The 14,508-nt window shown below is 47.1% G+C and carries 13 protein-coding genes; 12 read left to right on the forward strand and 1 reads right to left on the reverse strand.

The annotated features are described in order from the left end of the window. Positions 1–32: 32 nt before the first annotated feature. From ACA054_RS09000 to ACA054_RS09040, 9 genes are all read left to right on the forward strand, one after another. Entirely contained in the window at positions 33–1,067 is a 1,035-nt protein-coding gene (locus ACA054_RS09000; protein WP_497689073.1) for a polysaccharide biosynthesis protein, read from the forward strand. 4 nt (positions 1,068–1,071) lie between these two features. After that, entirely contained in the window at positions 1,072–2,190 is a 1,119-nt protein-coding gene (gene wbjC, locus ACA054_RS09005; protein WP_497689074.1) for a UDP-2-acetamido-2,6-beta-L-arabino-hexul-4-ose reductase, read from the forward strand. 241 nt (positions 2,191–2,431) lie between these two features. After that, entirely contained in the window at positions 2,432–3,595 is a 1,164-nt protein-coding gene (locus tag ACA054_RS09010; protein WP_497689075.1) for an EpsG family protein, read from the forward strand. Positions 3,596–3,857: 262 nt separating this feature from the next. After that, on the forward strand, positions 3,858–4,988 hold the full coding sequence (wecB, locus tag ACA054_RS09015; RefSeq protein ID WP_497689076.1) for a non-hydrolyzing UDP-N-acetylglucosamine 2-epimerase: 1,131 nt from the start codon (positions 3,858–3,860) through the stop codon (positions 4,986–4,988). A gap of 5 nt (positions 4,989–4,993) precedes the next feature. Next, on the forward strand, positions 4,994–6,214 hold the full coding sequence (locus tag ACA054_RS09020) for a glycosyltransferase family 4 protein (RefSeq protein ID WP_497689077.1): 1,221 nt from the start codon (positions 4,994–4,996) through the stop codon (positions 6,212–6,214). A 37-nt stretch (positions 6,215–6,251) separates the two neighbouring features. Then, positions 6,252–6,848, forward strand: coding sequence for a sugar transferase (locus ACA054_RS09025; protein WP_497689078.1), 597 nt, complete (start codon positions 6,252–6,254; stop codon positions 6,846–6,848). Positions 6,849–7,119: 271 nt separating this feature from the next. Then, a complete protein-coding gene (locus ACA054_RS09030) occupies positions 7,120–8,307 on the forward strand; it encodes a DegT/DnrJ/EryC1/StrS family aminotransferase (protein ID WP_497689079.1) in 1,188 nt (395 codons plus the stop codon). 226 nt (positions 8,308–8,533) lie between these two features. Next, complete coding sequence (locus ACA054_RS09035) at positions 8,534–9,190, forward strand: acetyltransferase (RefSeq protein ID WP_497689080.1); 657 nt, start codon at positions 8,534–8,536, stop codon at positions 9,188–9,190. A 14-nt stretch (positions 9,191–9,204) separates the two neighbouring features. Next, a complete protein-coding gene (locus ACA054_RS09040; protein ID WP_497689081.1) occupies positions 9,205–10,059 on the forward strand; it encodes a 3-hydroxyacyl-CoA dehydrogenase family protein in 855 nt (284 codons plus the stop codon). Positions 10,060–10,191: 132 nt separating this feature from the next. On the opposite strand, the gene ACA054_RS09045 is transcribed toward ACA054_RS09040, so the two are convergent. Then, complete coding sequence (locus tag ACA054_RS09045) at positions 10,192–10,863, reverse strand: aspartyl/asparaginyl beta-hydroxylase domain-containing protein (protein WP_497689082.1); 672 nt, start codon at positions 10,861–10,863, stop codon at positions 10,192–10,194. Positions 10,864–11,475: 612 nt separating this feature from the next. Here ACA054_RS09045 and ACA054_RS09050 point away from each other — a divergent pair. The 3 genes from ACA054_RS09050 (at position 11,476) to ACA054_RS09060 (ending at position 14,413) form a co-directional block, all read left to right on the forward strand. After that, on the forward strand, positions 11,476–11,904 hold the full coding sequence (locus ACA054_RS09050) for a hypothetical protein (protein WP_497689083.1): 429 nt from the start codon (positions 11,476–11,478) through the stop codon (positions 11,902–11,904). 66 nt (positions 11,905–11,970) lie between these two features. After that, entirely contained in the window at positions 11,971–13,965 is a 1,995-nt protein-coding gene (locus ACA054_RS09055) for a polysaccharide biosynthesis protein (RefSeq protein WP_497689084.1), read from the forward strand. A gap of 112 nt (positions 13,966–14,077) precedes the next feature. Further along, positions 14,078–14,413 carry a ComEA family DNA-binding protein gene (locus tag ACA054_RS09060; protein WP_497689085.1) on the forward strand — a complete coding sequence of 112 codons (336 nt, stop codon included), beginning with the start codon at positions 14,078–14,080 and terminating at the stop codon, positions 14,411–14,413. Positions 14,414–14,508: the final 95 nt, after the last annotated feature.

The raw sequence follows: 14,508 nt of genomic DNA on the forward strand, positions 1-14,508 counted from the left end.
TGGTTTTCAGATATTAATACTGTGAGGTTGCCATGTTCCAGGAAAAAACACTTTTAATTACCGGTGGGACCGGCTCCTTCGGCAATGCCGTCTTGAAACGATTTCTTGACACTGATATTGCCGAAATTCGGATATTTAGCCGGGACGAAAAGAAGCAAGACGATATGCGTAAGCTTTACGCTAGTTCAAAGCTTAAGTTTTATATCGGTGATGTCCGTGATTACCAGAGTGTTTTAAATGCCACTCGCGGCGTAGACTATATTTTCCACGCGGCAGCTCTCAAGCAAGTTCCTTCGTGCGAATTCCACCCAATGGAAGCTGTCAAAACCAATGTGCTTGGCACGGAAAACGTTTTGGAAGCATCTATCCAGAATGGCGTCAAGCGCGTTGTTTGCCTAAGTACGGATAAGGCTGTATATCCTATTAATGCCATGGGCATATCCAAGGCAATGATGGAAAAGGTAATGGTGGCAAAGTCGCGAAGCGCAGATGACAATAAGACTGTAATTTGCGGTACCCGTTATGGGAACGTCATGGCTTCCCGCGGGTCGGTTATCCCTCTTTTCATTCAGCAGATTCGCGATGGCAAGCCTCTGACACTGACCGATCCTAACATGACTCGGTTCATGATGACGCTGGCGGATGCAGTGGATCTGGTGCTGTATGCATTCGAGCATGGTAATAATGGCGATCTGTTCGTGCAGAAAGCGCCAGCAGCTACTGTTGAAACGCTTGCAAACGCGCTGACCCAGATGCTTAATCTTCCAGAGCATCCAATTCAAGTGATTGGTACTCGGCATGGAGAAAAACTGTACGAAGCGCTACTAAGTCGTGAGGAAATGGCATGTGCAGAGGATCGCGGTGACTATTTCCGAGTGCCACCTGATTTGCGCGATTTGAACTACGCTAAATTTGTAGAGCAAGGCGAGGAGAAAATTTCTCGTATGGAGGATTATAATTCTCATAACACTGAAAGGTTAGATGTTGAAGGCATGAAGAATCTGTTGTTAAAGCTCGATTTCATGCGCGCTATTCAGCGTGGTGAATATGCTACACCGGAGGAATGAAGCAATGAAAGTGCTGATTACCGGGGCTAATGGTTTTGTGGGTAAGAACCTTATAGCTCACTTGAGCGAGCGCGATGATATCGAAGTTGTCCGATTTACTCGGGATGATGACGTTACTCAACTGTCGACTCTCATGAGTGGTGTGGATTTTGTATTTCACCTGGCAGGAGTGAATCGGCCACAAGATCCAGAAGAGTTTATGTCCGGTAATACGGACTTGACGCAAGCCCTATGTAACGCTATATCAGCGAGTGGTAGATCGGTACCAGTAGTTTATACCTCTTCAATTCAAGCGGAACTTGATAATTTATACGGTAAAAGCAAGCGCGGAGCAGAAGATGCGTTAACTGCACTTGAAGCCCAGAATGGATCGCCGGTTTACCTGTTCAGACTTCCAAATGTTTTCGGAAAGTGGGCGCGGCCTAACTACAACTCGGCCGTGGCCACATTCTGCCACAATATTGTTCGTGGACTGCCAGTTAATATTAACGATCCGCAAGCAGTCATTAATCTCGTCTATATTGATGATGTGATTAATCAGTTCATCTCTGTAATGGACGGAAAGTCGTCAACTAACCGCTTTTTTTGTGTCGAGCCTCAATACAGTATCACTGTCGGTGCGCTTGTAAGTCAGCTTGAAGCTTTTCGAGAAAGTCGTTCAACGTTGATTTCAGAACCGGTGGGGACGGGGCTGGTTAGAGCTTTGTACTCCACATATGTTAGCTATTTGCCCCCGGAAAGCTTTACTTATCAGGTTCCGAAGTATGGTGATCAGAGAGGTGTTTTCGTCGAGATGCTCAAGACGGGGGATAGTGGTCAGTTCTCCTATTTTACAGCGCATCCCGGTATAACACGCGGTGGCCACTATCATCACTCAAAAACTGAAAAGTTTCTGGTCATCAAGGGGCGAGCATGTTTTCGGTTCAAAAATATAGTCTCTAATGAATTTTACGAATTGTTCACAACTGGTGAGCAGCCGGAAATTGTCGAGACTGTTCCAGGATGGACTCACGATATTACCAACGTGGGAGAAGAAGAGATGATCGTGATGTTGTGGGCGAACGAGATTTTTGACCGTGAGTTACCCGATACATACGCACGTCCGTTAGGAACTGGTGAGTAAGAGTGTGAAGGCTCTCTGTTTTGTATGGCTAACCATGCTAGCAAATATGGGAGCCGGTTTTTTGAGAACAGTAGTTGGTTTTGAGGCTTCGTAGCTATCCCGGCACTCGCTCTGTCAGGCAGGAGCGATGCTGAACTGGTTAGCCTCCTGATTTGTTGGTACAGGTTAGTGCTGACTAAAATCTAGCGCGTTGGACTATCAGCCCAGCTTCAGTGCGCAGATGTTAAATGAAGGGTTTAGAATGTATTTTTACCTTGGCATCGGTATTTTATTGTGGGCAATTGCAACGCCTGGGCTTTTTATGAAGACAAATACCGGGCTAAGCTTTTTTATGGCCATGATGATTTTCTGGCTAATCTGCGCGTTTAGGTATGAGACTGGTTTCGACTGGGTGGTTTATGAGCAGTATTTCAATTCTGTAGCAAGCTCAGCATTCATGGAATTTCCACAAGATGTGGTTTCGATGGAGCCACTTTATTATTTGCTGAATTATCTTGTTTCACGTGTGGGTGATTTCCAGTTATTTTTATTATTAGTCGGTTCGTTCAATACTTATTGTGCGTGTCGTTTTTTCTATCGCTTCGAATCCCGAGTCTCGTTCGGGTTGGCGTTTGTTTTTTGTTGGGTGTTTTTCCCCTTGGAGATGGGAACTATTCGTCAATCCATTGCCGTCTCCATCATTCTTTTATCTATGGAAAGCTTTATCTTTAGAAAGAATAAAGGCGCTTTTTGGGGGCTCGTTGTCGCGGTAGGTTTTCAATATTCATCGATTATGTATGCGGCAATATTTTTTCTTCGTGGTATTCGTTTCATCATTCGAAATATGTGGATTTATATCGCAGTTTGTTTGTCTTTCTACAGTCTGGGGGTTGGTGCCGGACAAATTGCCCTTGGCGTAGGCTCGGCTGCTAATATACCGTTCATTTCGGAAAAACTCGCAATATATGCTGGTATTGGCTTTTCGCAAAGATCATTCGCAGGAGCGGGTTATCTGGTGCTAAATTGTCTACTGCTTGGATTGGTCAAGCTCTATATTAAAGAAGCAGGTCGTCGTGAGTTGGTGTCGATTGGCGCACTTGTATGTTTGGTGGGTGCTCAATCATTCCTCTTTGATTTTGCATTAATTTGGAATCGAATTCAGTATTTGGCTTGTTTTGCTCAAGCGGTGCTGATTTACGAGGTCATGAGGCAGGTGAGCATTCCTGCTCGTGCGATTGTTTTCTCGGGTGTAGCAGTTTGTAGTCTTAGTTCCTTGCTGTTTTTTGTCTCTGCTAGCTCTTCCTTGCCTTTTTCTCCATATCATTCTTATCTGGAATATATATTGACTGGCGATAAAGGCACTGGTCGAGAACGAGCGGAGCAGTATTATGAAGATTTCAATGCTGCGAACAAAAAAAGTGAGTGAATCTATTTACTGAAAAACCCGCCATGCGCTAGGCTGTAAATCACTTGATTGGGTACATTGCTCATTTGGGAAAACGTGATGTGGCATCCAAATTTTCGTCAAAAAGCGGTCATGTTAGGCGAGATTTAGCTTATCTTCGTCGAAAAAGTATTTAGGCGCTTCGGCAGAATTGTCTAGTGTGCCGCGATTTTCGAACCAGATGTTATGGGTTGCCTATCATCGATTGTTCAATCATCAATTTTTGAAATGTGAAGTAAAAATTATGAAAAAGCTGAAAGTCGTTACTGTGGTAGGCACCCGTCCAGAAATCATTCGTCTGTCGCGCGTAATGGCAGCCCTGGATCAGCATTGCGACCACGTGCTTGTCCATACGGGTCAAAATTACGACTACGAACTCAACGAAATTTTCTTTCAAGACTTGGGGATTCGTAAGCCGGACCACTTTTTGAATGCTGCGGGTGTAACGGGTGCCGAAACCATTGGCAATGTGATTATCAGCGTAGATCGGGTTTTGGGGGAGGTTCAACCTGAGGCGTTGTTAGTCCTGGGAGACACAAACAGTTGCATGGCGGTCATCCCTGCCAAACGTCGCAAAATACCGACCTTCCATATGGAAGCGGGTAATCGCTGTTTCGACATGCGCGTTCCTGAGGAAATCAATCGTCGCATCGTTGACCATACCGCAGATATCAATTTGACCTATAGCACAATCGCGCGTGATTATTTACTGCGCGAGGGCCTGTCGCCTGACATGGTAATCAAAACGGGCAGCCCTATGTTTGAGGTGTTGAATTACTATCGTGAGGGCATCGAGGCGTCCGATGTGCTCACTCGCCACGGTCTGGAGAAGGGTAAATTTTTTGTCGTAAGTGCGCATCGCGAAGAAAATATCGATTCCGATTTAAACTTTGCAAAGCTGGTCAATGTGCTAAATACCGTTGCAGAGCATTATGGGTTCCCGGTAATTGTTTCTACTCATCCTCGCACTCAGAAGCGGGTTGATGCTCTTGGCGTGAAGTTTCACAAAAACGTACAGCTGCTTAAGCCGCTAGGTTTCAAGGATTATAATAAATTACAGCTTGATTCCAAGGCTGTGCTTTCCGATAGCGGTACAATTAATGAAGAGTCGTCCATTTTGAACTTCCCCGCTTTGAATATTCGGGAGGCGCATGAGCGTCCTGAGGGCATGGAGGAGGCCGCGGTCATGATGGTCGGGATTGAAACAGACCGGGTTATGCAGGGCTTGCAGATATTGGAAAGCCAATCTCGTGGCGAAGAGCGAGATTTGCGACTTGTTGCCGACTACAGCATGCCAAACGTTTCCGAGAAGGTAGTTCGGATTATCCACAGCTACCGCGACTACGTCATGCGCACCGTCTGGAGAAGGTACTGATACGGATGGCCATTCGTGTTTTGTTGTTCACTCAGTGGTTTGAACCCGAGCCTACCTTCAAGGGGCTGGTGTTTGCACGAGAGTTGATTGCACAGGGTTTTGAAGTAGAAGTTGTCACTGGGTTTCCTAATTATCCCGGTGGGAAACTCTACCCAGGTTATAGAATAAAAGGCTTGCAGCGTGAAGTAATTGATGGAGTGCAAATTACCCGTGTTCCACTCTACCCAAGTCATGGTCAGAGTGGGGTCGGACGATTAGCGAACTACATTAGCTTCGCCGCCAGCATGTTGATCTACGGTGTTTTTCGCGCAAAAAAGCCAGATGTTATTTATGCCTACCACCCTCCACTGACTGTTGGCATAGCGGCTGCGCTGGTTCGGTTTTTTCGTCGTGTTCCTGTGGTCTACGATATACAAGATATGTGGCCGGACACGCTTAAGGCCACGGGAATGTTTTCTAACGAAAAGCTTTTAAAAGTGGTTTCTCGAGTTTGCGATTGGGTATACGGTCACGTTGATCAAATAGTGGTCTTGTCTCCTGGTTTCAAGCGCTTGTTAATTGAGCGGGGGGTGCCATCAGAAAAAATCGATGTGATATACAATTGGTGTGCCGAACATTCGGTCAATACTGCGTTGTCCAAGCCTCCAGCAAATTTTCCCGTTGTTTCGAAGTTCAAGCTATTGTTTGCTGGGAATATGGGGAAAGCTCAATCACTCGAAACAGTTATTGAGGCCGCGCGGTTAGTTCAGGAAAAATCCAGCCAGGCGGCTTTTATTTTCATCGGAGGGGGGGTGGAGGCTTCGAGATTAGAGGCGCTCGCTGAAGCCAAAAAGATCGACGATGTATATTTTCTCCCCGCTGTTCCGATGTCGGAAATAGGTGCTTACCTGGCCAGCGCCGACGCGTTGCTGGTGCATTTGAAGAAAGATCCTTTGTTTTCCATTACCATTCCGTCAAAAACCCAAGCATACATGGCTGCTGGAAAGCCTATATTGATGGCGGTTGACGGGGACGCTGCAGAGCTTGTGCGCTCGGCCCACTGCGGCGTTATTAGCGAGTCGGATAACGCGCAAGCCTTGGCAGATTCAGTTTTGGCATTAATGGACATTCCTGAAGAAGAGCGTATCGGGATGGGCGAGAACGGTAAGCTTTTCTATCGCGAAGAGCTCTCATTAGCTGTCGGCGTCGAGCGCTTTGGCAACCATTTCAAACGTTTGAGCCGATGAGTTGCACCGAACGTCAATCACTTTTGAAGGATTTCAGATGTTAAAACGCCTCTTCGATATCGTGTCAGCTACGATTGGGTTAATCGTCTTGTCTCCTGTGATCGCAGTAGTCGCATATTTGATTCATAATCGACTCGGTTCACCGGTCTTGTTTCGACAGGTCAGGCCGGGTCTGGGTGGAAAACCCTTCGAGATGGTCAAGTTTCGTACAATGAGAGATGCATTGGACGCCAATGGGAAGCCATTACCGGATTCTGAGCGAATGACAGATTTTGGTAGATTTCTACGCTCTAGCAGTCTGGATGAGCTGCCTGAGTTGTGGAATGTAATCAAGGGGGACATGAGTGTGGTTGGGCCTCGTCCATTGCTGATGGAGTACCTGCCTCTCTACGATGAAGAACAAATTCGCAGGCATGAGGCGCGGCCAGGGATTACCGGGTGGGCTCAGATAAATGGCCGCAACGCATTGTCCTGGGAAGAAAAATTCAAGCTTGATGTCTGGTATGTAGACAACCAGTCACTGTGGCTTGACCTTAAAATCATATTTCTCACCATCAAAAAAGTGCTCGTCCGGGATGGGATCAGCGCTGAAGGTGAAGTAACAATGACTAGGTTTACCGGGTCAAAAAAATGAAGAGTCTACTCACTGGCAAGGTGGTAGCAGCCATCGCCGGCGTAGCGATGAGAAGCGCTTTTAGCAGGAGATGGTGCAGGTAGAACGCTCAAGATTCGCTTTGCTGACAGTCGGGATAGTATTGGGTTGTATCATCTCTGATAACATGCTGTAGCTGGGATGTTGGCTCAATCGCTTGGAGAATCCTGAGTGTTTAGCCCTCGGATACAAGTGTGCTGTTAAGTGCTTGAATTTTATGGTTAATTCTTAATTACGGATAGCAGGTAAAAACGTGCTGAACACTCCATTTTCTCCTTGGCCTTCATTCACTGCGGAAGAGGCTGATGCTGTTCGTGATGTAGTGCTTTCCAATAAGGTCAACTATTGGACCGGGCAAGAGTGCAGGGAATTCGAGAAAGAGTTTGCAACATGGGCAGGCACTGAATACGCGGTCGCATTGGCCAATGGTACTGTCGCATTGGATTTGGCACTCAACGCGCTTGGGATCGGACCAGGTGACGAAGTCGTCGTTACACCTCGTACCTTCTTGGCCTCTGTCTCCAGTATTGTCAATGCTGGGGCTTCTCCGGTGTTCGCTGAAGTCGATCGCGATACCCAAAACATCACCGCGAAAACTATCCAGGCTGTTTTGACTCCGCGTACTCGCGGTGTTATTTGCGTCCATTTGGCGGGCTGGCCATGTGATATGGATCCGATAATGGACCTAGCAACTTCGCATGGTCTGAAGATCATAGAAGATTGCGCCCAAGCGCACGGCGCGACCTACAAGGGGCGTCCAGTTGGTTCTATTGGCCATATAGGTGCGTGGTCATTTTGCCAGGACAAGATCATGACTACCGGTGGTGAAGGTGGGATGGTCACGACCAATGATCGAAATCTCTGGCAGAAGATGTGGTCGTTTAAGGATCACGGAAAAAGCTGGGAAGCTATCTATGAGCGGGAGCATGCCCCCGGCTTCCGTTGGTTGCATGAAAGCTTTGGAACCAATTGGCGCATGCTTGAGATGCAAGGTGTAATCGGACGTATACAGTTAAGACGTATGCCAGAGTGGCAGTCTAGCCGTGTTAAATATGCCGAACGAATTTGGGCTTGTGCGCGAGAGCTTAACGGTCTCCGCGTCCCTGTGATACCAGCTGATTGTAATCATGCGGCTTACAAGTGTTATGTGTTCGTTGATCCGGCTTTTTTGAAGGCTGACTGGTCTCGCGACCGTATTCTCTCTGAAATCGTATCTCTCGGGGTTCCATGTTTCTCGGGTTCTTGCTCTGAGGTATATCTAGAAAAAGCCTTTGATGATACCGGATGGCGACCCGAGACTCGATTCGCTGTGGCGAAGGAGTTGGGAGAGACAAGTTTGATGTTCCTGGTGCACCCTACATTGACAGAAGTTGAGATAGACAAGACTTGTGATGCACTTAAGGTTGTAATGCAACGAGCGTCTCAAGCATCGGTGGAATAAGCCAATTTTGCCATGTGAGCTTCTTCTCGGATAATCGAAGAGAAGCTCATGCTTTTTGGTGAGTTAGATCCAGCGAGGGCGGGGGCAAATGGTGTGTGCGGTTTCACTATCAGCCTGACAGCAGCCTGTTTCGTATGTAAAATTCCACCGCGTCCATTAGGTCGGCAGCCATCTCAAGCCTGCAGACTTGGGCCAGCTGTATCGACATAGAACTGAAGGATTGAGCATGAAAATTTACGCAATCGTTGGTGCTGGTGGGTTTGGGCGTGAGGTGGTGCCTCTGGCGAAAGAGATGCTGGGAAGCTCCAGTGAATCAGAGGTCAAGATTATCTTTGTTGATGACAACCAGCCAGAAAAATCCATCAATGGATTTAACGTTATCGATACCAATGAATTCTTCAGTATGGATGGCGAAAAATTCTTCAATATTACAATCGCCAACAGTAAGGTCAGACAGGAAATCGCAGAGCGATTCATTGCCGCGGGTATTAAACCTTTCTCGATTTCTGCAATGAGTTCCATAAGTCTGAGTCACAACGATATTGACGAAGGTGCTGTTTTTTGCCCTTTTACCACAGTTACTGCTAATGCAAAAATCGGTAAATTCTTTCACGCCAATATTTATTCATATATTGCTCACGATTGCGTGATTGGTGACTACGTAACGTTCGCTCCTAATGTTCAATGCAATGGTAGTGTTGTAATAGAAGATCACGCCTACATAGGCACTGGGGCAATGATCCGCCAAGGAACCCCGGAGAGGCCAATTGTTATCGGCGAAGGTGCAGTTGTTGGAATGGGATCCGTTGTAACCAAAAGCGTCGCACCATACACGACAGTATTTGGTAACCCTGCAAAACCGCTGAACAAAGGCTCAAGATAAGGATTTACGACAGCATGAAAGAGATCAAAGTAGCGGTGATCGGGGCAGGGACGATGGGCAAAGGCATCGTTCAGATTCTGGCGCAGTCTGACATCGTTTGTTCAGTGGTATGGGTTGGCCGTGCGGAATCCAGCTGTCGCTCTTCGCTCGAAGATCTTAATTCTCAGTGGGAAAGGATGATCAATAAGAAGAGGCTGTTGGCAGAAAATGTCAAAAGCTATTCTGAGAAGATTAGTGTCGGAACCGGTTTCCCGAGTATTGCAGATTGTGACTTGATTCTTGAAGCCGTCGCTGAGGATATGTCAGTAAAGCACGAGGTGTTCAAGGAGATTGCCAAGTACGCTAATGCAAATACAATGATTGCTACGAATACTTCTTCACTGTCTATCACCGAATTAGCGAGCATTACTTCGCATCCTGAAAACGTAGTGGGTCTACATTTTTTCAACCCCGCCCCAGTCATGAAGCTTGTCGAGGTAATTGTTGGTCTCTCTACTTCCAGCGAGACTGCAGCTTGGGCGTTCGATTTTGCTACAGAATTAGGAAAAGAGCCGGTGCTGGTCAATGAAGCACCAGGATTTATTGTCAATCGAATGCTAATACCGATGATAAATGAAGCTATTGGTATATTGGCCGAGGGTGTGGCTACAGCCGAAGAAATTGACAAGGCAATGAAGCTTGGTGCAAATCACCCTATCGGACCGCTCGCGCTGGCAGATTTGATCGGCAACGACGTGAATCTGTCGATAATGGAAACGCTGCACAACGAAACTGGAGACTCGAAGTACAGAGCGCATCCATTGTTGCGCAAAATGGTTAGGGCCAATAGGCTTGGACGAAAAACAGGTAAAGGTTTCTATAGCTATTAGAAATTATTTTCGTTATTTGGGCGACAATTTTTATTGGATAGCTTCGGTGCAAAAAAGATTTTGGCGGATTCTAGGAAAGTATCCGCCATTTCTTTTTGTGTCGTATTCGCTCGCTAGCGTGGCTTGATGGTATTACTCGACTTTCTTTTTTCCCAAGAAGCGCCATTCAACGAATTTTTTAAGCATCCTCATTTGAGCCATAAAATACTTTGGGTCTTTCCAAATGTTGATGATGACAGATTTGAGTAAGTTGAGTGCGAGTATCATGAAGAAATAAATGTCGTGAATTTTTCCTCGGATATTTTTTTGTGGTAGTTTGGTTTTTACCGACTCGTTAATGTTGCACTCAATGACGATATGGACTCTTGTCTCAGTGCTTTCGTTTTTCACCTCATGCAAGTACGAAGTATCCAGTGCCCATAACTCATCCGGGCGCATTATTATCCGTTTCTTTGAAACGTTAAAAAATACTTTGTCGTTGGTGATGATCGGGATGTGGAAACGGATTCTCGCGTTGCTTGACGCGCCAGTGAGGTCTCGGTGCGCGTGAAGAACGGCACCTGGAGATAAGTAATAAAATACACAAACGCCACTTTGATCTGCCCCCAGGAAATCATAGATATCCTGCATGAATGTGTGGGTTGCAGGATCCAGGTCTATTTTATGCCACTGGATCCCGGCATATTTTCCGTCGGCGTGTACGTTGGACTTGTTGATCTCCAGTTCTAGTGCTGTTTTTTTGATTTCTGATATCTTTTCTTCGCCAAAAAAATCTTTCTTTAGAAGAAAGCTTCCGGAGTTCATGTTAATTCCTCCCACGTTCTACGTGTCACTAGCAGGTTCGTTTGTATAGAAATTATAAACTGTTTTGATTTGCGTACGGTTTGCCAAGGCGCTGATGATCTCATGAGTAGTGGATTCGTGCCTATGGCTGAAAATGGCATCATCAAGCTCTTGGGCATGTCATCCAGGCGATTTTTACTGTCGTTGCATTGACGGATTTGTTCGGTAGCACATCGGGTATGCAAGCCCTTGATTTTTCCCAAGGAAACTCATGACCATCGGTCGGGCTGGCGCTGGGTCGGATCCAATGATAGCTCGTTCCAGAATTCGACGACAAATGGGGCTATCAGCAAATTTCCTTGCATAGGATATCGTCGTTAGTGGAGAGCCATATTTCGGTGGATAAGTGCACATGACGCCTAGGGTTGCAGGCGATATTCGAATGCGCGGGTATTCTCGAGACATACAGGCGTTTTCGCGACATTTGAGCGTGCATCTGCGAAGCTGAGCGCTTTTCGTGACGCTCGATTTTTCTTCATCAGCTCAGGCAAGTTCATATTTTTGTGTACCAAACCCTAAGAAGATGCTGAAATTGACAGATGCTGCGGTAAGCGAATTGCCGTGCATTCCGTCGTGGAAAGGTTGGACACGAGTGGTAGCGAATCTGACGAGGTGCGTAGCGGTGAACAGAAGTCGGAGCGAGGAATTACCATCATTGACGTGTATGATAATGCCAAAGCGAAAAGATCCAAGATTCTCGCTTTAACCCCAACTATTAAAGGACGCTTCTGTTCGATGACTGTATGGTTGTCGTTTTTGGTGATGGCAGATGTCTTGCGGGTGCCTGCGGGAGTCATGCGCTGGCTCACTCCGGCTTTCAGACCGGGCAACATTCCGGATGCTCAATATTGGTTTTTGCGAGCCGATACTAAAATCACCCTCTTTCGCGGATTTTCTGTGGGGATGCAGCGGCGGTTTTCCTGGTGGGGTGTCTCGGCACCTCCAATCTGGAAAATACCGTTTTTTTGCCTAAGCTTGAAATTAACGGCAAGGAAGTTGTAATTGGAAAAGGTTTGAATTCCGGCTTTAGATGATTTTTGTTTTGGCGATGAAAGGTGGTCTGGGGTTATGGATAATATAAGAAATTACTTGCTTAATCTTCCACGGCAACGAAAACGCGTTTTGCAAGTTGTGACTGATGTTTTGTTGGTTTGGTTTGCCTTATGGATGTCTTTTGTCGTTCGTTTAGGGCTGGACGATATGGTCGAACCTCTGTTGCAGCATTATTGGTTGTTCGTCGCCGCCCCAGCATTGGCAATTCCTTTATTTATTCGGTTTGGTTTGTATAGAGCGGTCATGCGTTACTTTGGTAATGACGCCATGGTCGCAATTATAAAGGCGGTCAGTCTGTCCGCGTTATTGTTGGGTGTCGCAGTATATTTGTATAGTAATCACCAGCGCACGGTTCCACGGTCAATTATTTTCAATTATTGGTGGCTAAGTCTTATCATGATTGGTGGCTTGCGTTTAGCCATGCGCCAATATTTTATGGGCGACTGGTTTGCTACGACGCAGCATGTACCTTTTACAAATCGTGATGACGGACTACCTAAAGTTGCTATTTACGGGGCAGGGGCTGCGGGAAACCAGTTGGTTGCGGCATTGCGGATGGGTCGAATGATGCGGCCAATCGCTTTCATCGACGATGACAGTAGCATAGCCAATCGCGTAATTTCAGGACTTCAAGTCTATAAGCCGAAGCATATACAACAGATGATCGATGCTACTGGTGCTCAAGAGATATTACTCGCAATTCCTTCCGTTACCCGTGGTCGCCGTCGTGAAATCCTAGGTTATCTCGAAGGTTTCCCTCTCCACGTTCGAAGTGTCCCCGGCTTCATGGACCTGGCCAGCGGTCGGGTAAAAGTCGATGATATTCAAGAAGTAGACATCGCAGACCTCTTGGGTCGAGACGCGGTTCCAGCTCAGGAAGACCTGCTTGCCCATTGTATCAAGGGGCAGTCCGTATTGGTTACAGGCGCTGGTGGATCCATTGGATCGGAGCTTTGCCGGCAGATTTTATCTTTGCGTCCAACGACACTTCTGCTGTTTGAGCACAGTGAATTCAATCTTTATGACATCCTGTCCGAGCTCGAGCAACGAATTGCTCGTGAGTCCCTATCGGTACGCCTCTTACCGATTTTAGGTTCAGTGCGCAGCCCGGAGAAATTACTGGATGTCATGAAAACCTGGCATGTAGACACTGTCTACCATGCAGCAGCTTATAAACACGTGCCTATGGTCGAGCACAACATAGCCGAAGGTGTTCTCAACAATGTAATCGGCACGCTTAACACTGCTCAGGCAGCGCTGAAAGCGGGTGTCGCCAATTTTGTCCTGATTTCAACGGATAAGGCTGTAAGACCTACAAATGTCATGGGCAGCACCAAGCGGCTTGCCGAGCTAACACTTCAAGCCCTAAGTCGAGAGTTAGCCCCAGTATTGTTTGGCGATACCACTAATGTCTCTCATGTCAATAAAACTCGTTTTACCATGGTGCGTTTTGGTAATGTCCTGGGCTCGTCTGGCTCAGTCATTCCGCTGTTTTATAAACAAATAAAGTCAGGTGGCCCGCTCACCGTCACTCACCCGAAAATCACGCGTTACTTCATGACCATCCCTGAAGCAGCACAACTTGTGATTCAGGCAGGTTCGATGGGGCAGGGTGGGGATGTGTTCGTCCTGGACATGGGTCAGCCAGTAAAGATAGTTGAGCTTGCGGAAAAGATGATTCATCTGTCCGGATTGAGTATTCGTTCGGAGAAAAACCAGCATGGCGATATCTCGATCGAATTCACGGGGCTTCGTCCAGGCGAGAAACTTTACGAAGAGTTGTTGATCGGTGACAACGTTAGCGCGACCCAGCACCCGATGATCATGAGTGCAAGCGAGGATCATTTACCGTGGGATGTACTAAAGATAAAACTGAATGAGTTGCTAGGCGCCGTTGAGCACGATGACTATGCGCGTGTCCGCCAACTCCTGCGCGAAACCGTCAGCGGCTACACTCCCGACGGCGAAATCGTCGACTGGATCTACCAGCAACGTCGCCTCGAACCCTGATTGTTTCACATCCCGCAACAGACACATTTTTGACACCCTCCCCACATCGCCTAACTTGAGGAAGCAGCTGCGGAAAAGCTGCTTCCTCAACCGATGTCATGGAGCGTCATTTATGCGTACAGGCTATTTTTATTCCCTGGTTTTTGCCCTGCTAACCAGTGCCTCTATCACCGCTAATGCAGCGCCTGTAGTCAAACCGGAGGCTTCCAAGGCTCCGGTGGCGATGGAGGCTTCGGCGAATACGCAATCAGGCAAGGTGGACCTCAACAAGGCTGATGCGCCCACCTTGCAGCGTGAGTTGTCCGGCGTGGGGGAGGCGAAGGCTAAGGCGATTGTTGCGTATCGTGAAACTAATGGCCCGTTTGCCTCCGTTGAAGAGTTGCTCGAAGTGAAGGGTTTCGGCAAGGCCCTCCTGGATAAGAATCGCGAGAAACTTCAGGTGAACTAAGCTTGTAAGTCAGCCTTGGAGGCCGGTCATTGACCGGCCTTTTTGCATTCTGGCGAATGCTGTGGGGTTTGCCTTTCGTCCCCAATAAAAAATTA

It is taken from the genome of Pseudomonas sp. LBUM1653, from assembly GCF_059716115.1.